General features: G+C 39.7%; 20 protein-coding genes and 2 pseudogenes. 10 read left to right on the forward strand and 12 right to left on the reverse strand.

The annotated features are described in order from the left end of the window. The first annotated feature begins 102 nt into the window (after positions 1-102). Positions 103-630 carry a Fur family transcriptional regulator gene (locus V7K49_RS07415; RefSeq protein ID WP_442942146.1) on the forward strand — a complete coding sequence of 176 codons (528 nt, stop codon included), beginning with the start codon at positions 103-105 and terminating at the stop codon, positions 628-630. 161 nt (positions 631-791) lie between these two features. Then, positions 792-1,022 (forward strand): hypothetical protein, encoded by a 231-nt coding sequence (locus V7K49_RS07420; RefSeq protein WP_335205055.1) that lies wholly within the window; start codon positions 792-794, stop codon positions 1,020-1,022. A 130-nt stretch (positions 1,023-1,152) separates the two neighbouring features. Here the strand turns inward: V7K49_RS07420 and V7K49_RS07425 are convergent. Continuing rightward, positions 1,153-1,532 (reverse strand): annotated as a pseudogene (locus tag V7K49_RS07425) (DUF1634 domain-containing protein); the annotation flags it as partial. Positions 1,533-1,930: 398 nt separating this feature from the next. On the opposite strand from V7K49_RS07425, the gene V7K49_RS07430 reads away from it, so the two are divergent. Beyond that, positions 1,931-2,662 (forward strand): class I SAM-dependent methyltransferase, encoded by a 732-nt coding sequence (locus tag V7K49_RS07430; protein ID WP_335205056.1) that lies wholly within the window; start codon positions 1,931-1,933, stop codon positions 2,660-2,662. Positions 2,663-2,840: 178 nt separating this feature from the next. Here V7K49_RS07430 and V7K49_RS07435 read toward each other — a convergent pair whose 3' ends face one another. From V7K49_RS07435 to V7K49_RS07455, 5 genes are all read right to left on the reverse strand, one after another. After that, complete coding sequence (locus tag V7K49_RS07435; RefSeq protein WP_335205057.1) at positions 2,841-3,599, reverse strand: phosphatase PAP2 family protein; 759 nt, start codon at positions 3,597-3,599, stop codon at positions 2,841-2,843. A gap of 609 nt (positions 3,600-4,208) precedes the next feature. Then, positions 4,209-4,943: a redoxin family protein gene (locus V7K49_RS07440; RefSeq protein WP_335205058.1), complete on the reverse strand. Its 735-nt coding sequence runs from the start codon at positions 4,941-4,943 to the stop codon at positions 4,209-4,211. A 76-nt stretch (positions 4,944-5,019) separates the two neighbouring features. Continuing rightward, positions 5,020-5,949: an alpha/beta fold hydrolase gene (locus V7K49_RS07445; protein ID WP_335205059.1), complete on the reverse strand. Its 930-nt coding sequence runs from the start codon at positions 5,947-5,949 to the stop codon at positions 5,020-5,022. A gap of 22 nt (positions 5,950-5,971) precedes the next feature. Then, a complete protein-coding gene (locus V7K49_RS07450; protein WP_335205060.1) occupies positions 5,972-6,796 on the reverse strand; it encodes an SDR family oxidoreductase in 825 nt (274 codons plus the stop codon). A 139-nt stretch (positions 6,797-6,935) separates the two neighbouring features. Next, positions 6,936-7,421 carry a glutathione peroxidase gene (locus tag V7K49_RS07455; RefSeq protein WP_334864722.1) on the reverse strand — a complete coding sequence of 162 codons (486 nt, stop codon included), beginning with the start codon at positions 7,419-7,421 and terminating at the stop codon, positions 6,936-6,938. A 579-nt stretch (positions 7,422-8,000) separates the two neighbouring features. Between V7K49_RS07455 and V7K49_RS07460 the strand changes: the two genes are divergently transcribed. Then, positions 8,001-8,432: a DUF2141 domain-containing protein gene (locus V7K49_RS07460; protein WP_442942145.1), complete on the forward strand. Its 432-nt coding sequence runs from the start codon at positions 8,001-8,003 to the stop codon at positions 8,430-8,432. Positions 8,433-8,627: 195 nt separating this feature from the next. On the opposite strand, the gene V7K49_RS07465 is transcribed toward V7K49_RS07460, so the two are convergent. The 6 genes and pseudogenes from V7K49_RS07465 to V7K49_RS07490 form a co-directional block, all read right to left on the reverse strand. Further along, positions 8,628-9,758: a peptidoglycan-binding protein gene (locus V7K49_RS07465; RefSeq protein WP_334864717.1), complete on the reverse strand. Its 1,131-nt coding sequence runs from the start codon at positions 9,756-9,758 to the stop codon at positions 8,628-8,630. Positions 9,759-9,869: 111 nt separating this feature from the next. Then, a pseudogene (locus V7K49_RS07470) lies at positions 9,870-10,954 on the reverse strand (DMT family transporter). 375 nt (positions 10,955-11,329) lie between these two features. Beyond that, complete coding sequence (locus V7K49_RS07475; protein WP_334864715.1) at positions 11,330-12,181, reverse strand: hypothetical protein; 852 nt, start codon at positions 12,179-12,181, stop codon at positions 11,330-11,332. Positions 12,182-12,300: 119 nt separating this feature from the next. Continuing rightward, complete coding sequence (locus V7K49_RS07480; RefSeq protein ID WP_334864713.1) at positions 12,301-13,071, reverse strand: PIG-L deacetylase family protein; 771 nt, start codon at positions 13,069-13,071, stop codon at positions 12,301-12,303. Positions 13,072-13,732: 661 nt separating this feature from the next. Beyond that, positions 13,733-14,023: a hypothetical protein gene (locus V7K49_RS07485; RefSeq protein ID WP_335205061.1), complete on the reverse strand. Its 291-nt coding sequence runs from the start codon at positions 14,021-14,023 to the stop codon at positions 13,733-13,735. Between the two features lie 517 nt (positions 14,024-14,540). Further along, complete coding sequence (locus V7K49_RS07490) at positions 14,541-16,193, reverse strand: Ppx/GppA phosphatase family protein (RefSeq protein WP_335205062.1); 1,653 nt, start codon at positions 16,191-16,193, stop codon at positions 14,541-14,543. A 481-nt stretch (positions 16,194-16,674) separates the two neighbouring features. On the opposite strand from V7K49_RS07490, the gene V7K49_RS07495 reads away from it, so the two are divergent. From V7K49_RS07495 to V7K49_RS07520, 6 genes are all read left to right on the forward strand, one after another. Continuing rightward, the gene (locus V7K49_RS07495; protein ID WP_335205063.1) at positions 16,675-17,556 is read left to right on the forward strand and encodes a 4-hydroxybenzoate solanesyltransferase; all 882 of its coding nucleotides are present in this window, start codon (positions 16,675-16,677) and stop codon (positions 17,554-17,556) included. Between the two features lie 42 nt (positions 17,557-17,598). Beyond that, positions 17,599-18,369 carry a DsbA family protein gene (locus V7K49_RS07500; RefSeq protein ID WP_335205064.1) on the forward strand — a complete coding sequence of 257 codons (771 nt, stop codon included), beginning with the start codon at positions 17,599-17,601 and terminating at the stop codon, positions 18,367-18,369. A gap of 276 nt (positions 18,370-18,645) precedes the next feature. After that, a complete protein-coding gene (locus V7K49_RS07505) occupies positions 18,646-19,131 on the forward strand; it encodes a gluconokinase (protein WP_335205065.1) in 486 nt (161 codons plus the stop codon). Between the two features lie 142 nt (positions 19,132-19,273). Continuing rightward, positions 19,274-20,170: an inositol oxygenase family protein gene (locus V7K49_RS07510; protein WP_335205066.1), complete on the forward strand. Its 897-nt coding sequence runs from the start codon at positions 19,274-19,276 to the stop codon at positions 20,168-20,170. A gap of 910 nt (positions 20,171-21,080) precedes the next feature. After that, positions 21,081-22,094: an ABC transporter substrate-binding protein gene (locus tag V7K49_RS07515; RefSeq protein WP_335205067.1), complete on the forward strand. Its 1,014-nt coding sequence runs from the start codon at positions 21,081-21,083 to the stop codon at positions 22,092-22,094. A gap of 120 nt (positions 22,095-22,214) precedes the next feature. Next, positions 22,215-23,267 (forward strand): ABC transporter substrate-binding protein, encoded by a 1,053-nt coding sequence (locus V7K49_RS07520; protein WP_334864697.1) that lies wholly within the window; start codon positions 22,215-22,217, stop codon positions 23,265-23,267. Positions 23,268-23,439: the final 172 nt, after the last annotated feature.

Genomic DNA, 23,439 nt, shown 5'->3' on the forward strand with positions numbered 1-23,439 from the left:
ATCAAAATAGAATCTATCCTTTTTGATTGTTGATAAACAAGTTCAATTTTATTACACAAATGATGCCAGTAATTAATGATTTTCCTCTAGTCAGTTGTGCTTATGTATAGTGATAATTCCTTAAGAGCAGAACTCAACGCCAAAGGTTATCGCCAAACCCCACAACGCCAACTGATTTTTCAAATCTTTCAAAACCTGCCAGCAGGGAATCATTTGAGTGCAGAGAAACTATACCTGTTGCTTCTTAAGCGTGGAGAGGGGATGAGTTTGTCTACGGTTTATCGCACCCTGAAAATCATGACACAGATGGGAATTTTGCGAGAAGTAGAATTGGCACAAGCACACAAACACCACGAACTCAACACAACATCAAGTTCTCATCACCACCATATTGTTTGTGTGCAATGTCACCAAGCGATCGAGTTTATGAATAACTCCATCATCGAACAAGGACTTAGACAGGTGCATAAAGTGGGACTGCAACTTATAGATTGTCAGCTAACACTGCACGTCATTTGCCCAGAGGCTATGCACAAGGGATGGCCGCAAAGTGTACCGATTCATTGGGTATGTTCCAGATTTCTCAAGGCAAATCAGGGTGATGATTCGCTCCCGTTGCAACTCTACTAATCCTTCCATTCAGAAAAGGGGAATAGGGAAGACCCTATCCCCACTCCCATGAACAGCACTCGTTTTGTGGACAACTGACCGAATAATTTTACATATAGCAGGGGCAGAAATTTGAACTAATAATAGCTACAATAGAAGTACTGAGGCATCTTAATCGGAAAATGACAGACTTAACTCCAAATAGCAACTTTTTAATAGCAGGAATTGTTTTTATAACAATTGCTGTCATCGGGAAATCTAAACTAGGTTTTATTGAAATTAATCCCGGTTTTTTTGGGAGATTTTTGGCTCTATTTATTGGAATTTCGAGCCTATTATATGCTTTGGGATTACTCAATTTTTCAGCCGAAACTATTGACTTATTAAGAACTTATATGATAAAACAAATTTAACAGAGTCTAAGCTCAATCAATGAGCTTTTGCAAGGCTCATAATAAGTTTGAAATTTTTTTTAGCTGCATTTCAATACATTTAGGTTAAGGGGAAAAGGTTAAAATTACCCCTTAACCTTTGAAAATATTACTAATAATACGCTCCGACAAGACTGTAAATCAGACTAACCATTACCAATAAAGTAACAATCACATAGATAAATTCTTGCTGTAATAGGAAAGCAAATAGGGAAATAAAAACGCGCAGAATTGGAGTAACAATTAGTAGTAAAAGTCTGAGTTGAATAATGCTGCGATCGCTTCGCTACCTAATAAAACTGCTTTTACTACACCTACTGGTGAGCGGAATTTGGATGGTTCTCCCTGAAAAATAGTGATATCCAGCAGGTTCAGCACCGTGATGAATCAAGTAGAGTATCCCCCCACCAAAACGACAACACTAGCTATCAAAACGCCATATTTCATGAGGTTACTGAGCAAATATTCCACTTGCTGCTCACTTGATGTTTTGCAGCGTCTGGTAGAGAGCGTCTGGGGTTTCCCCAAGTGGATTAAGTGGCGTGGGTTGCGGGAATCTTCTGGGGCAAAATATCACTAACCCAACCGTATTGACATATATAGCTGTTCATAATCGCCTGTAATACCCTCTTGCTTGAGTATTCAGGAGCCAGAAGTCGGGAGAAATTCTAACTCAAAAGTCTGATTAAGTTTTCTGAAGTGCAACGATCAAATCAATATTAGATGCTGTATTGTCGTAGGTGCAATTACAGCATCTAATATTGCGCCAGTACTTCCGATAAAGAAAGATAATCTGGTTTTCAACTATAAATACTCTATTTAGCATTAGTTATAATGTTAAATAGAGTATTTATAGATAATGAACGATCGCTAGTCTATTGAGGATTCTGATGACTGAGCTATATGATAATATTGGTAGTACTTATGAGCAGTTCAAAACTAAAGCTACATTGCCAATAGCTGAAAATTTCACATTCTTCAAAATCCTTGATAAATTTCAAGGAAAAACCATTTTAGATTTGGCTTGTGGCACAGGTTTTTATAGCAGGTTATTAAGAGAACAAGGATCTGCAAAAGTTGTTGGTGTAGACATATCACAAGAAATGGTAGAGGTTGCACGCCAGGATGAACAGAAAAACCCACTAGGTAATGAATACCAAGTGTTCGATATTGCCAAACTTCCCAAACTTGGTAGATTTGATTTCGTAACTGCAATTTATCTTCTGAATTATGCAGAAAATAAAGAACACTTACTAAAAATGTTCCAAAATATTCGTAATAATTTAGTGGAAAACGGACGTTTAGTTGCTCTTACAATTAATCCAGATTTTTCTGTGAAAAAATCGAATTCTACAAAATACGGGCTAACAGTGCTAAAACAAGAAGCCTTATCAGATGGCTATTATTCTGAAGCTGAATTTCACACTGAGCCACCTTTTATAATCAACTATTTTATGTGGAGTCAATCCATTTATGAATGGGCTGTGATGGAAGCTGGGTTTAAGAAATTTGCATGGCATCCTATAGAAATTCCCCCAAAAGCTATAGAACAATACACAGAAGATTACTGGCGTGACTTCTTAGAAAATCCCTTGATAGTTGGTCTAAGTTGTGAGAACTAACTCTGTTTAATCTTTGGCTATACAAACGAAAAGCTGACACGGGGAACATGTTAAAACAACTCTCCACTTTCCCCATCCCTTGTACGGCGGCCTTAGGAGTCCGGCTAATCACTAATTATTAAAATCTCTCCGTGTCTGTGTGTCAGCCTAAATAATAAGTCTTTAAGCAGACATAATATCAGTCCTTAGTTATCAACTTCCTTTCTTCAGGGAGTAAGGTGGTTTCATCCTTAGGGGGTTCGTCATCTACGGATTTGGCTATAGTTCTATAGGGTTTGATAATTAGACTGACGCCAATTGTCCAACCTAATGTAACCATCCAACCTGCGAGAACGTCACTGGGAAAATGAACCCCCAGATAGAGACGACACCACGCAATAGCTATTACATATAAACTGCCGAACATGAGAACCAACCAGCGCCAAGAGCTAGCCCAAGTTAAGAATAGCAAAATTGCTACCAGTGTTACACTCGTCATGGCATGAGCACTGGGAAATGCAAAACTAGACTCAGGCGCAATGGACTGCCACAATTGTGGACGCACTCGATGCATCAATTCCTTTGCTGTGCGGTTGATGATGATGCTTCCCAGTGAGGCGGTGAGTAAATAAGCTAGCGATCGCCAGCGTTTTTGAAGTAGTAATATTAGTGCGATCGCACCCAAAATCGGTATCGCCGTCCAAGGCAACCCAATTATAGCTAGCGTCACTGCTAAAACATCAAGCTGGGGGTTTTCTGTAGAATGAACTGCTAACAGAATAGGCACATCCCACGGGAAGCCAGCTTGATTCTGCCATATCTTCACTGTCAGGATTTCAAAAACTTGCAAAGGTAAATAGACTCCTATCAACAGGAGTAAGAGCGATCGCCAACGAGCAATCAACAGGTTTTTGAGAAAATCAAGAGGCGACTGACTCTCTTTATTGGCTTTTTTCACTTTTTATATATTAAGTCGGTTGTAATCAATTAACGTATAAATTGTTTGTCAATGTCATCTATCATTAGTCAGTTTGAGTGACTTTGACTCATGAACACCAAACAAATTTAATCGTGTTGTTCTGAGGCAAGCATGTCGAATCAATGAGTTAGATGCATTTAAATTTCAAAGATTAATAAACAGTATCCTCAACGTAAGATTTGGAGAAGCAGCCCGCATTACTCCCCTTTATGGAGCAGATGGTGGTAGAGATGCAGAGACAGCACCTGGCAATCCTTATTTTGAGTACCAAGTTGATGGTGTTCCCCGATTCACAAATGAAGTATCTACACCTCCTTCTAAACGACAAATCAGATATTATTGAGAGATTCACCATTGTCTTAAACTTAAAAATGACAGAGATTTTACATCAGTTAACTTCTTTTATTTATCACGATTAGATTTAAAACCATTTTTAAGCATGTTGATATATTTTCTTTATTAGACAAAGCTTTTGATCAGTTTTTGATACTCTAAAAATTCCAAGTATCACTAAGATAAGTACTAATACGTCGCACTCAACAATGATGTAAGCGCTGCTTTGCAAGGAGCAACGCTTACGCTTGAAATCTACTTAGCAGCGAAGTAAGCTTCTAGTGCCTCAGAACCACCAATTAATTTACCATCGATAAACACTTGGGGAACTGTTGTCGCACCTGTAACTGCTCGTAAAGAGCGTGTGGTGATATCCTTACCCAAGGTAATTTCTTCGTAGTTGATGCCATGTTCCTTGAGCATCGCCTTAGCACGGGCACAGAAGGGACAACCCACTTTCGCAAACAGGGAAACTACTTCGGGCTTCACTGCTTGAGGATTGATGTATCTGAGCATTGTTTCGGCATCGGACACCTTAAAGGGATCTCCTGGTTCATCTGGCTCAATAAACATTTGGTTAATTACACGATCTTTTACTAGCATCGAGTAGCGCCACGATCGCTTACCAAACCCCAAGTCTGATTTATCTACCAGCATTCCCATGCCTTCAGTAAATTCACCATTTCCATCGGGAATCAATGTAATATTTTCTGCTTCTTGATCCTTTGCCCATTCATTCATCACAAAGGCATCATTGACAGAAATACAGATAATGTCATCAACACCATTTTCTTTTAAAATCCCAGCTAACTCGTTGTAACCAGGGAGATGAGTTGATGAACAAGTCGGAGTATAAGCACCCGGCAAGGAGAAGACAACCACTGTCTTATCAGCAAACAATTTATCGGTTGTCACATCCACCCACTGGTTGTTATCACGAGTATGAAAACTGACATTGGGAACCTGTTGTCCACGGCGATCGGAGAACATAATTTTGCTTCCTGAAGTAATCAATTCCAGTCATAACCTATCATAGGAAGACTAGTATCATGTAACTATCAATCAGCTAAAAAACTTCATTAATAAATGGAGCTATCGCTGCGACAAATTCAGCGGTTGATTCATATGGTAAAACATTACGCCCATTTATTTTTATACCTCGACCTTGAGGCAAACAGGACAGGTAGTCAGCCAAGCGTTCATCTGGCGTTTCTTTTTTGCCTTCTTGGCTAATACTCGATGCAGTTTCCCCCATAACCGTTAATGTTGGTTGCCCAATAGAGGCGATAGAATTAGTATAATCCTGTCGCCAAAACCCTGCTAAAAAAGAAAACACCGCATGGCGACTCGCAGGATTTTCTGCACCTGCAAGCAATGTATCTAACCACTCTGCATCCACAGCATTATCAGAAGCAAAGAGTTGACGAGTCGAGAAAGAATGTAAAAATTTTCGGGTGCGTGCATAGCGATAAAAAGCACTCCCTAAAGGTGAATCTAACAGATTCCAAAGAACTTTTTGCTGCCATTGTGGTGATTTATTTGTTATCAAAGCCCATGTTGGAGGCCCAGAGAGTACAAGTCTGGCAATTAAGTTTGATTCCTTTTGAACTAATGCGATCGCAACTGGTAATAAAGCACCTTGTACTACTACAATCACAGGTTTTTGGACTACTGTTTGTAAAAAGTACTGCAATTGTTCTGCCCAATCACTAGGAGTGTAAGCTACATGAGGCATATTACTTTCACCACATCCTAGTAAATCAGGGTTGTAAATTGAATTACGCTCACCTGTATTATACCATTCGCGACAAAATCGCTGCCAAAATTGCCGTGACAATCCGACGCCAATAGGATGAATTAACAGTAAGGGAATACCCTCAGGTGTTGTATTAATTGGTTGATGAACTTCGTAAGCACAACGATAATTCTGCCAACTGTAAAACTGGCTAGGAGATGCTGTCAAATTGATTGTGTTAGCTACAGTAGATGGTTGCATAATTCCTAGTTTTTAATCCTTGCTAAAAAATCATCTGTGGATGAATTAACTGGTATCCAGCCTCTTTAAGTTTTTCATTCGATACCCAAGCATTATATGGGCGGGTACTTTTGATAGAAGTATCCCATTTTACTTTGGGTAAATTATGTTTTTCAAATAGGCGCTCTAGCAAGTCTTGGCTGGTGAGATGTGCATCATCTACCAAATTGTAAATCCCTTGCAAACGACGGTGACGGGCAAATTCTATCGCACCAACAATATCATCCAAATGAATCCAATTTTTGATATCTTCGCCATTGCCAGGACGGGTTGTACCAGAATATCTGCTAAATATTTTCAACAGTTCTCTGCCAGTTCCATAAATCCCTCCTAAGCGAAAGATACAAACGCGGAGATTTTCACTAGATGCTGATAGCAGTACATCCTCTGTTTTTCGGAGAATCTGTGCATTTAGATTAGCGGGTGCAAGCGGTGTTTCTTCATCTACCCACACACCATTTCTGTCACCATAAACTGCATAACTCCCAGTGTATATTAATTGTTTCACACTCGGAATCTGCTGCAAGGATGAAATTAAAGTTTGGGCAGTTTGTAGATAAGTTTCTTCATAAACTTCCCCATTTTTTGCACCAATACTCAAAAGTACAACATCTTGATTGTGCAAAACTGATTTTAGACTATCTAAGTCATTACCGCAGGTTACTACAACTCTTTGGGATACTGATTGTAGTGCCGGGACACGCTCAGGGGAAGTTGTGGTTACACTGACAACAAAATTCATCTTTTGCTGCCAATATTGAGCAACTTCATAACCAACATAACCACAACCAATGATTGCAACGTTCATAACAAATTAGATACAAATAAATTAAACTACTGATCGAGACTAGATTCTAAATTAAGGGACTGGATGTAAATAAATTTAACAGTCCAGAGCTAACACTCAATAGTCAATAGTACAGAAAGTTTTACCTAATCACTAATGACTATTGTGCTAATTCTTTTTCAATTATGGCAATTATCTCTGGTGAATTTGGCTGAACACTACTATTAAATCGAGCGCTCACTTCACCTTGTTTATTAACTAAAAATTTTTCAAAGTTCCAATCAACAGTTCCCGTTGGCTTAACTGCTTTGGTAAGTCGCTCATAAAGTGGATGCTGCTGCGAGCCTTTGGCATGAACTTTATCGAATAGTTCAAAGGTAACACCATATTTACTCGTGCAGAATTGCACAATCTCCTGATTGCTTCCTGGTTCCTGCGCTCCAAAATCGTTACAGGGGAACCCCAAAATACGTAACCCTGCTTCCCCATACTTCTGGTTCAATTTTTCTAACCCTTCGTATTGAGAAGTATAACCGCAGTAGGAAGCCACATTCACAATTAAGAGTACCTTTCCGGTGTAGTCGTTTAATTGCTTATCCTCACCGTTGATGGTCTTCACCGCGATGTCCGAAATTGTGTTACTCATCTTGAATCTGATTTATAGGGAATATTGCCAAGTTTCCCATATTACAGGTACTCTAAACCCGGTTTATTTAAGGAAATTAGGTTTGTTAGCCAAGTTTCCCACTACGATTCTATTTAACTCAGGCTATAAGCTTGTATGGAAGTTTCGATAGATGTTTCCCTTACTGATTGGTGCTTAATGGGCAAGGCGATGTCTAACGATAAGCCAGGATGCGGAGCATTTTTGCTCAACTGGTGCAGCTGATCAATTAAGATAGCGATCGCCTGTGAGTTTACACTGACAACCAGATTTAACTAAGTGATAATTCTTCTATAAATAGCTCGACAATCTCCTCTCTCAGGATAGGTATTGGAAATATGCGTTGCTTTTGATACAAATTCTTTTCGCAGAGATAAATCATGAATACTGACTATTGTGTATACAGACAAATCTAGAGAGGAAATATGCCAGGATACTTGCGAGTATTGACCGAATAATGTCACGATCAATCTGCGTGATCTAAATCAAAGTGAAAACTTAATTTCAGCAAAACTTATTTTACCTTGTGACAATTTTATGGTTAGAGGATTGAGAGTTAGTATGCTGTTATTGGCGGTTCTGGGAAATCTGGCATGGTCATTTAGTGCCAAGGCTAATTTTAACGGCAAACTCACCGTGGAAATTGATGGCTTGAAGAATAAAGAAGGACAAGTGTGTGCCAGTCTATTTGCAAGCAGTGAAGGATTTCCTAGCGATCGCGATCGCGTCTTACAAAAGCAGTGTACCAAGATTACTGATATTCCCTTTATCATTACCTTTGAGAACTTGAAAGCAGGTAGTTATGCCGTTGCTGTCTTCCAGGATCAAAATAATGACCGCACTCTCAATAGAAATGGACTTGGTATACCAAGGGAAGGCTTTGGATTTTCCAGCAACCCAGAAATTCGCACAAGAGCGCCCAAATTTAGCGAAGCAGCATTTTTGGTCGCAGGCCCAAACACTAATATCCAAATCCAATTGAAATATTTTTAGGCTGAGAACGGATTTAAACTTGGTGTAGTAGACAAACTAGAACTCAAAACCACATATAATATCATGTCTATTTAATAAGTAATCAAGCGGACATGATATCAGACACTACGCATAGTCGCTGAGGCAACGCTTACGAGCGTCAGGGATTGAAGGAAAAATCTAAAATCTAAAATCTACAATCGAATGACTTCTGCTCTATTCTCGTGAATCGTCGTGTGAATCTTCTGGTAGACCTTGTTGTTCCGGTAAGCCACGCATTCGATTCATCTGAGTTAAAGCATATCGTGCTGTTGCTTGCACTTCGGCATCTGGGTCATCTAACGCATGGAGTAACATCTGACTCATTTGACCCATCGTGTCGTAAACGCGCGTCAAGTCACGGATAGCATTTTGCCGTACTTGTGGACTTTCATCTTGAATTGACATTGCTAAAGCCCGGTTCATCGGTTTGAGTGTGCGGGTCCCAATTTCTGCCAAAGCTGCCAAAATTAAGCTGTTTTCTTGAGAATCAGCATCAATCATCAGGTCAACCATAGGCTGAATTGCCCGCGAATCTCCCTGCTGACCCAAATCCCAAATAGCCTTGCGTCGCTTCGTTGGGTCAGAACTGCGTAAGTCTTGAATTAATTCGTCAACGATATTGAGTTTAGCAAGCCGGGAAGTTTTTTCTGGTAGCAGCAATTGTGTGGTGAGTAGTGGCGTAGCTGTTTGTGGACTAGTTACAGTCTCTGGTGAGGGTGGTGTCATTGGGTCTTTGTTAGCTTCACTCAAACTTTTAGTACTTGATATTTCGGACTTTTGTACTTGTTTCACCTGACGAAACCACCTCAGTAGGTAAACAAGTGCGCCAATACTTCCTAGAACTCCAATGGCAAATATTAACCACCAGACAAAACCTCTCTCAGTCAGCTTGGACTTGGAAGTCGGAGTAGGAGAGGCAACAATTGGAGAGGTGATAATCTGATTTTTATCTGCCAAAGCTGCTTGCAGTCTCTCCCTAGTCGCCAGACCAGCAAGTCCATCTACTTTTAAACCCTTTGCTTTCTGGAATTTAGCTACAGCGATTTCCGTACTGTGGTTGTACTGTCCATCTACCACGCCACTGTAGTATCCCAACTGCTTTAATTGGGTTTGTAGTCTTTGCACATCTGATTTTCGACTACCATATCTCAAAACAGCCGGACTAGCAGTAACTATCGAACTAGCTTGTGCAAGTTCTAAAATTTCAGGTGCTAGGTTAGGTGTGGCTGTACTTGCGCGATTTGGGTAAAAACCGACGCAAGAAAAACAGGTAAATATCAAGATTGAGGAACGGCATAGCCTCATATTGCAAGTTTCAGCCTGAACGTGCTTTTGAAGTCTTTGATCCCACAATAACTTCAAGATGACCAAATGTTAACTGTTATTTGTCATTTCTTCTCCTGCTCCCCTACTCCCTCATCTCCCCTTTAACAAGTTAAGGTAAAATTTCTGTTCGGATTCTCTGACTGCTAAGGTTAGGGGGTTCAATTTTTTAGCCGATGCTTCTAAAACTGGTTGCTGTATATTAGCTATTTCGCCGACAGTAACTGTGTCGTTTTACCCTCTAAAGCATCGCGTTGGTTAATCAGATAGATGCTGATTAAAGTAAGGAAAACACCCACCCACTGCAACGGATTGAGGACTTCTGAGAGGAAGAGATTACCAAATACTAGGGCAAAGATGGGTGTGAAGAAGGTCAGGGAACTAAGACTGGTGAGACTGCCACTAGAGGCAAAGTAGAAGAATAACCCGTAGGCGATCGCACTGCCAAATACGCTAGCATAACCCAAAGCCACTAAATCAGATGCTCCTAAATTCTCCCACTGCTGAGATTCGACAACTGATGAAACTCCCCATAGTGGCAATCCACCCAAAATCATGTGCCATCCCGTAGCAGTTAGTGGGTCAGCATGTCGGCACACAAACCGAATCAACACTGTTCCCACAGCCATTGATAGCGCTGCTAACAGCATCAACCACTCGCCACTAGCAAAGAAATCTTGCCAGTTCCCAATTGTGATATTTGCGCCTGAGTCGAGAAAATGGAAAATCCACTCATCAGGTAAGCCAATTAAACCAATGCCTGTGATTCCCAAGCCTAGCCCCAGCCATCCCCAAAAACCAATATGTTCTTGGAATAGCCACAACGACAGCAAGGCAACAGCCAAGGGTTGCGAGTCAATCATCACAGACCCTAACCCCGCACTGGTTCTGACTAATCCCTCTGCCAAAAGGCCTTGAAACAGAGTCCCATCTACTAGAGCAAATAAGCCAATCCACAGCCATGCAGCCCAACTCTTGGGCTGGGGTTTACCCATGAATGCAGCTGCTATTAAAATTAACACTCCAGCTGGTATCAGACGCACACCTGCCATGAATAGCGGTGTGGTGTGGGGTATCACTCCTTTCATGGCTACCATTGCCGTCCCCCATAGGAAAAAGGGGGTAATTAACAGGATGGGGGCGAAGGGAAGTTGAGATGCACTGAGTTTCAGTTGCATGGGTTTACTGATGCCTTTGTTTAACAAGCGCAAAATTTGCTTCACCTAATTTTACCGAATTATGTAGTTTTGCGATCGCGTAGCGTCAGGGAGAAAAGGAATTAATATTCAGGTGTAGCTAAGGTTACACGAGGCTGAAGATTGTAATCAGACGGATAGCTTTAAAAAGCTTTATCAGGCAACAAGCACAAACGCTTCAAATCAGGCAGATATACAGTAGTTTTTATATGTAAAAATCCTACTGATAAAGTGCTTGTTTAAACTAATAATGCAAGTGATTTATCTCTTAGGGCAGTTGACTCAATTTAGTTTTATCACCTCAACAAATGCTGTAAAAGAAATCCAGGTAGAGATTATTTCTAAAAAACTCTTTTCTCACAGTGAAGTAACGACTCTGTACTTTATTGCTCTATAAACATGCATTATGGCTTTGCTAAGTTTAAATACAATTTTCTCCAAAATAGAGCGTTTAGGATCTGCAAGTTTTCCGTGTTCCTGAAAATATGTCAACATTTCATCCATGTTTGACTGTCCCTTTTGAATTTTGATCAATTCAGTTTTGTTATTGAAAAAGGAAATACCTGACATCTCGCTCCATCTCACTGGCAGCCCTGCTTTATAGGCAGCTAGACCTATGGCATTACCTTCGCCTTCATAAACTCCATTTAGCTCAAAATATTTGGCAAGGATTTCCCATGTTTCTAAAAATTCAATTTCTTTTCCTGTTGACTTAGTAACAGAAAACAAATATTCATGGACAAACGTAACATTTTCACATTCTGGATCTAAATTTAAAAATTGTGCTGCTTTTTTTATGACTTCAATTTCTCTAGAAAAATGCTTGTTAGTTTTTGTCAAAGCTTTGGCAAGTTTTTTCGGCATATCCATACAAGCTCTAGCACTTATCCCTGGCTCTAAAAGCCATTCTATATATTCTGGTACAGGTGCCAAGATTCGCATATCTGAATCAATGAATATACATGAATTAAATAGAGATAAAGCCTTAGCAATCGCAAATCTTTTATCGTGGTAACACTTAACACCCTGCTGCTGATGCTGAAATGCCAAAACTTGAGGATATTTGCTAAACTCTTGAGGGTTATCAGTGAGAACAATAAAAGCAGTGTTAGGTGAATATAGTTCTAGGTCTTTTGCTAATAAACTAGCCAGCCCCCGATACACTTTGCCTAATGCTAAAGTGCAAAAACAGAATTGTTGTTCACTCATATTTTTATGATTTGAGGGTAAAAGCTTAAAAATGTGAAAGTACTCAATTACTCATCACCCACTCGTACAGAATTCCTGCTGAATTCTGACTTATGAGTTCTTCTTATCTAAAACCTTTTTTACTCCTGACCGGAGTCTGATTTGAAAAAAATCTCATGAGGTAACAAAAACCGCCAGAGAAAACCAGGGGGAAGGACGGCACTCGATTCAGCATCTATAGGTAAATATTGAGAACGGTAGATTTCAATAGCCTGCTTTTTCTTAGATTGCACTTGATGAATTGCGATCCGATGAGCGCCTACCAATTCATCAAACTTCAGACTGCGAAACAATAAAGACTTCCAAAGCAACCAGATAGCATATTGCCACAGTTCTACTGTCACTTCTGCTTTAGAAATAGCAGCTTTAACCAATTTATAAGTAATTTCATGATCTCGACTGCGATCCTGTTTATGAGTAACGTACACCTCTTGTGGTTGAAAACTACTTAATAATTGCGCCATTTCTTCAATGGTTTGCTGTTGTTCAGTTTCTGTCATTTTGTATAATGCGCCATCACATTTATCAAGAAAGTGAACATCTGTTGATTCCACTCCTAAAATTTTCAAAGCTGCTATCGCTTCTTGTCTACGAAGTTGAACAATTTCTGAACGGGTAATCTTGGTATGACCTCGATGAGAACCTCCTCCATCTGTAACAAAAACAACTTTAATCGGTATTCCTTGTTCTCGCTTGAGTGCAATCATACCCCCACAACCTAGTGCTTCATCATCTTGGTGAGGAGAAAATACAATTACCGACTTCTGGTTAATATTTAGTAGTTTACTGCCTTGATACAGAAGCCAGTAGAACTGTAGTTTAATCAGTAGTTCTCGAAATCGGTATTTCAATAACCACCACTTATTGTGCAGTCCGAACCTTAAGCGATGAAGAAGATATCTTATTTTCATAGCACCAGATATGATTTGAAATTACTATCTGAAAAATTATTACCCAAATGGTATTAATATTTCATCGCAGACATAAACATTACCAAACTGCTAACTAGCATCTGGATTGAATGACAAAGATTAATTTGTATTTGATTTAGATTTTTATCTTATTCGATATTTTATTAAATGTGTGTCAGTACGATGGAAATTTTATGTTATTTCTAAAACTTAAGTGCGTACAGTGATCACGGGCGGCTGCATCATGTCAACAAAATAATTTTATTCTCAATAAGCTCAAAAATCGCATTAATCGTTGCTTATTGACATAAACTGAGCCATCAGACGACTGGGAGTCAGCCGCGCAAAGATCCAGAGAAGCAGGGGCACAACGCCGACTGTTGTTTTTTGCGGTTGGTGTACAGGGTGCTGATATAAATATCCTTAAACAAATTTCTCAGAAACAGTACTCAAATTAGGCACTTTTTCAAAATCTTTGCAGTTCCGAATAACTCAAATCCCATTCACTGACAATGTAATTGCTGCAATGCGTAAATCTTGAGTACTAATGCGGATTCTTTGACGAATCAAGAATAATAGCATACTGGTCAAATCCTAGCGATCACACATTTTTTAAAAACTCTAAAGTAGCCTCGGTTTGGGGAGGTTCAATTTCCAAAGTCACTATTTCTGGTTTTCGCTCTTCTAAAAGTTGAATGAGTTTCTCTAGCGCTTCTTCTTTCGTCGCACTAGAGCTTTTAATATCTGGAAAGCCTAGCACTGTCGCACTAACCCTGCCATCTTGTTCATTTTCAATCAGTACATCGTAAGTCAACTTAGGTACAGTTTTAGTAGAGGAAGTTGTCACAGATAAATTCATCAGATTTTTACCTCCAGCTTTGATATCGATCATAGTTCTCAAAGCTGAAGAATTCTCACAATCAATAAATGCAAGCTATATGCTGAAGCCTGAGTATTCTCCAATGCAGAAAACTGAGCAATTTAGCCTGCTTGATTGAAATTTCATAAAAGGATATCTAAGTTTTCCCAGCTTAGATATCCTATAGCAACATAACCTACATTAAATAGATTGTTAACTCTAGTCTAATTATAATTCTAATTTTTATTTTTAAACAAAGTAAGTAAGCGTAAACAATTAAAGGTTTGTAGTAATGGCTGAAACCCTTGCTATGAGACAATTTAATAAATTTACATTGTGTAACATAGTTTGATTTATTCTTGCCCACTTACTTCTTGGGGTAGTTGATCAATTCATCCTTAAGTATAATGAAAAACTATATGATAATTTCACTAGAATTTTGAAAGCATATGCGTAAATCACAGATAATTTGTAGTGGCGCATATATGAGCGCTTATACTTTATTCAGCAGGTGCGTTACACAGCATTAACGCACCCTAATTTCTAGTTTCTAGGAGAAGCTAGCAACGCTAGACTTTTCTAAACTCGCTACTAATTTTACACCAAATTCTTCCTCAAACACTCCTTTTTTATATTCTAAACTCCAGAGTTCTAAGGCGCAGTCATCCTTAGGTTGAGATGGGAATATTAGTAAATTACACTGCCTCAATTGTGGATAATACTCACATTGCACTTGAGCGATCGCACCAATTTGTCGTCTATCTAATGCCACTGCCAATCTCAGAATCGCACTCAGTTGACTGACCATTTGTCGCTGCTGTTTAGTCAGCAAACTCTGGTAATTTTCATGTTTTTTCTTGGGCGGTGATTTGCGATGATAACGCGCTAAGTTGGCAATGATTTCAATCTCAGTTTCTGTATAACCGAGTAACTCACCATTGCGAATTAGATAGTAAGAGTGCTTGTGGTGAGACGAATGACTGACATAATGACCGCAATTGTGTAAGATTGCAGCTGCCCACAGTAGTTGTCGCTCGTCAGATCCCCAGTGGTGTAGTGTACCTTGAGTTTGGTCAAATAAACTCTGGGCAAATGCTGCCACGCGATCGCTATATTCTAAATTCACGTGGTATTTATTAGCGAGTTTTAGAACATTGCGTTCCCGAACAGAACTTTGGTAGCGCAGCTTATCTTCAATTAAACCGTGGGCTAACATCCAGTCTACAATTACGCCTTCCCTCAGAGAACGCTCACAGACTGTGACTGATTCACTATCCAAAAGGGTCATTACTTCCTGTAATATCACTGCGCCAGCGAGTATAACTTCAGCCCGCTTATCTGGCATACCGGGAATCGCAGCTTTTTCTGAGTTACTCAGTTTCCGCAAGCGATTTACCCACTCTCGCAAGTCTTTAAGACTGAACTGGTAGCCATTTAAAGTGGAAGGAATAACACCTGACTTTTCTCTTGCATGAATCATCGCCAGGGTTTCAATTGTGCCAGATGTACCCACTAAACGCGCAGATTCCCCAAGCTGAAGATTTGCTAGCACCTCATCCACGGAACGTTCCAACATCCCACGTGCATAGGCTTGCAGATGGTGAAACTCAGTGTTGCTGATGGGATCAGTGATGATTAACTCGCTAGTGAGTCGCACTGCACCGACTTTGGTACTGGTGAGAGTGCGCGGTTCGTGACTGTCGCCCAAAATTAACTCTGTGGAACCACCGCCAATATCAACAATCATGTGGGGCTGGTTGTGAAATTCCATGCCCGACAGCACGCCAAGGTAGATTCGTCGCGCTTCTTCTTGACCAGAAATCAAGTCAACGCTTAAACCCAACTCTGTTTCTATTCTGTGCAAAAAATCTTTCCCATTGGGGGCTTCCCGCACAGCACTAGTTGCCACAGCAATGATTGTTTCAGCGTTGATAGTTTTGGCAACTTCTTGGAAGCGTCCTAAAGCAGCGATCGCCTTTTTCATTATCTCTGGTTTGAGTTCCCCAGTGGTAAGATTGCGATCCCCAAGTCTCACGGTTTCTTTTTCTCTGGCAATAATGCTGAAGGCTGGTAGTGTGGGATCAATTTTGACTACTACCATGTGTAGAGAATTTGTTCCCAAGTCAATGGCAGCAATAATCCGATCTTGCTTAGGTGGTTGAGTTGGAACACTCTCCCAGCTAGCCGAAACTAAATTCAGCATCTAGTTTTCTCTCTTTATAAGAAATGATGGCAAACGGTGATATGTCGGGGTAGCTGGCACTGATATTTGTTGCAACACACTTGCTCAAACTGAGTGCTGTTAGCGGATAGCTATGGTTTAGCCCGTACTCAGTAAATTAAAAAATACTCAGCACTCTTCATCTTTGGTCGAGGGGAACTAAGCTAAGTATATTCACCCTACTGTTTCTAACCGTAGTGACTATTTAAAGATATTTTAAGTTGCCACTTGGGGTTATGTTTTTACAAATAACAAATAACGTTATTCTTTAGATGTAAAGAGATGTAAATATGTGTGAATTTAAAGAAGAGAAAATCGTAATAGCCTGTTATTTGATGGATTGATGCTGTATTATTGGCATAATTCGGCGAATAGAGGCATGTTTTTATAAATATCAAATAACGTTATTCTATAGATGTAAAGATGTGTGAATTCATCTATCTAAAGTTATTTGTTGATTTATATGTTAACGACGCCAGAACGCCCTCAGCAACCAGTTTGGCTTGTAATCATCCGGCTTTTGCGCTGGCATAAACCAGAAGGACGCTTAATTTTAATGATTCCTGCCCTTTGGGCTGTGTTTTTGGCAGCTTCTGGGAAACCGCCTTTGCCTCTGGTTGGTGTGATTATATTGGGTACTCTCGCCACGAGTGCGGCTGGTTGCGTTGTCAATGATTTGTGGGATCGGGATATTGATCCACATGTGGAGAGAACACGCGATCGGCCCCTAGCTTCTCGCGCCCTGTCTGTGAAAGTTGGAATTGTAGTCGCGATCGTATCGCTAGCATGTGCAGCTATCCTCGCCTTTTATCTTAACCCCCTGAGTTTTTGGTTATGTGTGGCAGCAGTGCCTGTAATTCTGCTGTATCCAGGCGCAAAGCGGGTGTTTCCTGTGCCGCAACTGGTGCTTTCCATCGCTTGGGGTTTTGGGGTATTAATTAGCTGGAGTGCGGTGACACAAACCATCTCCCAACCAACTTGGTTACTTTGGGGGGCGACTGTACTGTGGACATTAGGATTTGATACACTTTACGCCATGAGCGACAAGGAAGACGATCGCCGCATTGGTGTTAATTCTAGCGCTCTATTTTTTGGGAATTATGCCCCTGTAGCTATTGGAATTTTCTTTGCTGGCACAATCTTGTTATTGGCTTGGTTAGGTGTACTCATACATCTACACTTCGCCTTCTGGATTAGCCTTGCAGTTGCTACTATCGAATGGATTTGGCAGTCTCTGCGATTAAGACAGCGAGACTTACCTAATCCTGTTTATGGTAAAATGTTCCGACAAAACGTGTGGATTGGTTTTATTTTACTTGCTGGGATGATTGCTGGATCTTTTTAACAAGTAAAAAGTAATGTATAGAATTCCCTGGAAGAAGTATTTATGGGTATATTCTTTGATTTGTTTAGTCCCTTGTTTAAGTATGTGCGTACTTGGACAGCAATAGGTCTGCTATGTTTAGTTGTTGTCACCTGGTCAATTACTGCACAAGCTGCTAGCCGCATTGATCCGCAACTGGAACAGCAAGTATTACAAATTCTCCGCGAACATCCAGAGGCAATTATCGAATCTGTTCAAGCCTATCAGCAGCAACAACAACAGAAAACAAAGCAAGCACAGCAAGCATTTTTACAGGATTTCAAGGCGAATCCTCAAACAGTGATTGGTGAGTCTCCTACCATAGGTTCAACTCAATCAAAAGCTGTGCTAATAGAATTTTCAGATTTTCAATGTCCCTATTGTGCTGAGGCGCATAAAACATTGAAACAATTGTTAGCAAAATATCCAGATAAAGTAAGATTTGTTTACAAGAATTTACCGCTAACTTCAATTCATGCTGAAGCATTGCCAGCTGCGACAGCGGCTTGGGCAGCATATCAGCAGGGCAAATTTTGGGAATATCATGATGCGCTATTTACTAATCAAAAGCAACTAGGTGAGGCATTATATTTAGATATTGCTAAAAAACTGAAGCTAGATTTGGATAAATTTAAACGCGATCTTACTCTTGCTACTCCCGCCATTACAAAAGATATCCAATTAGCAGATAAATTGGCTGTTTCTGGTACACCTTTCTTTGTAATTAATAGTCCAACTGTTTCAGGAGTGGTGCAGCTAGAAGATATCGAAAGTATATTGACTGGTGCTAAGTAAGTGGGCGTGAATAATTAAAGGTTTGTAGTAAGGACTTTAGTCCTTAAAATAGGGCTAGAGCCGCTTACTAAGAGACAATTTAATTAAGTTTACTACGTTGGCGATCGCCTCTGGAGTCACACCAAATAAGGTGGCGTTGTGGATTGGCGATAACGTGGCTATGGTCTTGAAATATTACTACCACCCAGAAATAATTTCGGCTGAGTGCCCAGAGTTTTGATTTATGCTACTCAAATGCTACTCAATCACTCTTAAAATTGCTGGGAAAAGCCGTCTATGATTATTGTCGTAATGGGTGTATCCGGTTCTGGCAAAACTACCATAGGAAAACTGCTAGCAGACTCGTTAGGCTGGGAGTTTAGCGACGCTGATGCTTTCCACTCGCCAGAGAATGTTGAGAAAATGCGGCGCGGTATCCCTTTAAGTGAAGCTGACAGGACGCCTTGGTTGCAAGATTTGCAAACAGCCATAAAACATTGGCTGCAAGAAAATAAAAATGTCGTGCTGGCGTGTTCGGCTTTAAAAGACAGCTATCGGCAATTTTTGGTATTCGATAGCGAACGCATCAAGCTAGTTTACCTCAAAGGGTCTTATGAGTTGATTCAAATGCGGTTGCAAGAGCGTCACAATCACTACATGACCGAAAAACTCCTCAACAGCCAGTTTATTACTCTTGAAGAACCATTAGACACTATATCTATGGATGTTGCACAGCCACCCCAGGTAATTGTCCAAAACATTAGAACGGCTTTGGGAATTTAGCTTATTGGTTACAACTGCATGATAAAAAACTTAACACGCATTTTTTGCACACCTGTGCAAAAATAATCTTAATTGCACACGTGTGCAAACTATAGGGCGTGAAAGTACCATTTAACAAATCAATATCGACAACTCAAAAGATATGTCTCAAACTCTAAGTAATGCCATCGACCAAGCTCAAAAGAATCCCTTACATTCGCTAGAAGAATGGGAAGAAGACTTACTTAATCGCTATCCCGATCCGGACAGCATAGTTAAAGAAGGTAAAACCACCGAAGAGTACAGGAATTACGAAGCGCCGATTAGAGATACAGTGAAAGAGTTCTATCGGTTAAATCATCTCAATCAAACCTATGATTTTGTATTAGAGAAAAAAGAACACTTTCTGAAGTTGGATAAGAAAGAAATGTCTGTCTGGGATGCATTGGAATTTTTGAATCAATTGGTTGATGATTCAGATCCTGATACAGACTTAGATCAGTTACAGCACCTATTGCAAACATCAGAAGCCATTCGCGCCGATGGTCACCCAGACTGGATGGTACTTACTGGCTTGTTTCACGATATGGGGAAAGTACTTTGTTTATTTGGTGAACCCCAATGGGCTACAGTAGGCGATACCTTTCCTGTAGGTTGTGCATTTTCTGATAAAATTGTTTTCTCGGAATTTTTCAAAGAAAACCCTGATTACAATAACCCTATATATAACACTACATATGGTGTTTACCAGCCGAATTGTGGCTTGAGTAATGTACATATGTCATGGGGACATGATGAGTATGTATATTACATTATGAAAAACTATTTGCCCGAATCTGCATTGTACATCCTCCGCTATCACTCATTTTATCCTCAACATCGCGAAAATGCTTACGAATATTTGATGGATAAACATGATAAAGAAATGTTTAAATGGGTGAAGTTATTCAATCCCTACGATTTGTATTCAAAGAACCCTAATCCTCCTGATTGGCAAAATTTAAAGCCTTACTATGAAGATTTAATGGCTAAATATTTCCCCTCAACCTTAAAATTCTAAATTTCCGCTAATAGCAAAGGCAAATAATTTAAAAAATCCCCTACAGATATTATAACTGATTGGGGTTGTGGAGATTACGATTATTTTCCCTAATACTGATCACGTTCGTTCTTTCACATATTGACAACAGCAGTAATGGGTTGATAATGACATGTTTGGTGTTCATTCCGACTCTATCCAAAGAATTGGTCGAGATATAACAAGACAAACTCTGGCTACTTAGTATAACAACTAAGCGCACTTGATAAGCATATTTAAGTCAACTTTGAATATCAGGCAACAGGATTTTTATATATGGTGATGGTCTATAACTTTCTACCCCTAAAAGATAGATTTAAAAGTAAATATTTATCTACTATGGTATTAATTTTTCTAAATTCAACTTGAGTAAAACATGTTAACTTTTTTAAACTTTAGCTCAAATAAAAGCTACTTGTTTTTGGCAAATACTCAGAAAAAAAAGCTTGAGTTAGATAGAGATGGAAGAGTTTAATTTACTTTGTAAAGTTCGATAAACGGGGATCATATTTGTAATGATGCAGGTTAAACTAAAGGAATGTAAAACAAAATACAAGTTCGCAGTTAAATAACATAAGGTGCTAAAAATTTTAGTTAGAACCTGTTTTAAGCTACGTACTTCAAATGTTTTTTCACAAAAGAATGTGATTTTTTGATGTAGTGTAGCGCTCATAGTTTTGCTTTAAAAAACAAAACATCTAATTTAGGGAAAATAATAGCACTAACTTCAATCACGTCACATTAAAAGACGTTTAAGATGAGTTGTAATTGCCAAAACTAGCAGTAATGCTAGGTTATGTCTGAAGTTTTCAGACCTAGCTGATATTGTAATAAATTGGCAAATTAATATTCTACTAACCTTTTTAAAATTTCAATCCGTTGTCATAAATAGATGAATATCAAGAGAATTTTGCTCATAGTTGGCATATTAGGTTTTGCTGTTATTGGTTGCACTAATGGCGCTCAAAATAACAACACTGTTAGTAATACTGTTACTAACACTGCTACCAACACTAGTTTAGAGAGTCAGGTTAGTAGTCCAAATAGAAAATTGCAAACAATCGGCGTTGCTCTTGGTGACTTGGGTAACCCGTTCTATAATGCAGTGCAGAAGGGAACTGAGACACAAGCCGAGAAAATCGGGGGTAATATCAGAGTTAATGCGGTTTCCAGTGGCTTTGACCTGAACCAACAAACCAACCAAATTGAAAATTTTACTGCTGCGAATACTGACCTAATTATCCTCAGCGCTGTTGACAAAAAAGGAGTTAAACCAGTAATTGACCAAGCAAGGCTTGCAGGTAAGGTTGTCATTGCGGTAGATTCAGCCGTTGATGCAAATGTGGATGCGATGATTAGTTCCAACAATACCCAAGCTGGAGAAGTTGCTTGCCAATATATTGCCGATCGCCTCAAAGGTCAAGGTAGTGTAGTCATCCTCAACGGGACTCCGATGGACTCAATAAATCAGCGAGTGAGTGGCTGCCAGAAGTCATTGTCCAAGTATCCTGATATCAAACTCATCTCTAAAGACCAAAACGCAGAAGGGACTAGGGATGGAGGACTGAGGGTTATGAGCGATTTGCTCACAACCTTTCCGAAAATTGATGCCGTTTTTGCCACTAACGATCAAAGCGGTGTCGGCGCAGATTTAGCAGCTAGACAAGCAAAACGTAAAGAATTTTTTATTGTTGGGGTTGACGGATCACCAGATGCAACCAAAGCAATGGAAGACAAAGATGGTGTATTTGCTGCAACTGCGGCTCAAAATCCCGCAGGGATGGCTGAAAAAGCGGTTCAGATTGGCAACGATATCATTCAGGGTAAAAAACCTGAGTCATCTGAGATTATGATTCCAGTCAAGTTGGTTACTAAAGAAAACCTTAGCAGCTACAAAGGCTGGTAATTCGTAATTACAACACGCAGAAAAGGCTTGATACACGAGAGTTACAATACTTTACTCTGTTTTTTGAACAATACATCGTTTCTAAATTTGGTGTAAGTAAGAATGACTTTTAGGAGATATATGAATGTGAAAAAGATTGCGTTTACCTCTGGTGTTGCACTTCGCGTAATCGCAGCTAGCATACTAGGTCTCATCAGTGGTAACCTTGTCGGCTGTACAAATGGTTCTCCTGATGGCAACACTGCTACTAACACTGATATTAAACCTGCTACCAATACTAGTGCAGAAACTAAAACCGCCACTGGAAATACAAAGTTGCGATCGGTTGCCTTCACCGTTGGTGATCTAAGTAACCCTTTCTTCGTCGTTATGGGACAAGCAGTTGAGGCAGAAGCGAAGAGAATTGGCGGAAAAAATGTCAATGTTAGTATAGCTTCCAGTGCTTATGACCTTAACCAACAAGCCAATCAAATTGAAAATTTTACTGCTGCTAATACTGATATCATTGTTTTGAATGCTGCTGATAAAAGTGGAATTAAGCCAATAGTTGAAAAAGCCAAACTTGCAGGTAGAATTGTCATTGCCGTAGACACAGGTGCTGAGGGAGGTGTGGATGCCACCATCACTACTAATAATGTTCAAGCTGGAGAAGTTAGTTGCAAATATATTGCTGACCGCCTTAAAGGCAAAGGCAATGTAGTAATAGTTAACGGACCGCCAGTGGACTCGGTGATTCAGCGAGTAAGTGGCTGCGAGAATGTATTGTCTAAATATCCCGATATCAAAATCCTCTCTAAAAACCAGAATGCAGACGGTAGTCGGGATGGAGGACTTAGAGTTATGACTGATTTGCTCACAACTTTTCCGAAGATTGATGCTGTTTTTGCCATTAACGATCCGAGTGGAGTTGGCGCAGAACTAGCAGCAAAGCAAGCACAACGTAAAGATTTCTTTATTGTAGGGGTTGATGGTGCGCCAGAAGCAATCACTGCGATCGGTTCTAAAGATAGTTTATATGCCGCAACTGCTACTCAAAATCCACGAGGGATGGCCCAAAAAGCAGTTCAGGTTGGAAACGACATCTTAAATGGTAAAAAACCTGAGTCACCCACCATTTTGATTCCAGTTAAGTTGATCACAAAAGATAATGTCAGCACAGAAAAAGGCTGGTAAATAATAAAAATTGTGAATTTGCAATTAAAAATTATTTCTAATCTGAATTGAGTCTTTTGGTGCATTGACAGACTTTTTGCACATACTCATGATGTATCTATGTGCATCTGAGAAAATTTCTAAATGTTGGAAAACGACGTTTACAAGTTTCCAAGATAGTGGTCGGTTTTAA

This window comes from Nostoc sp. (assembly GCF_036919675.1).
Classification (GTDB): Bacteria; Cyanobacteriota; Cyanobacteriia; order Cyanobacteriales; family Nostocaceae; genus Nostoc.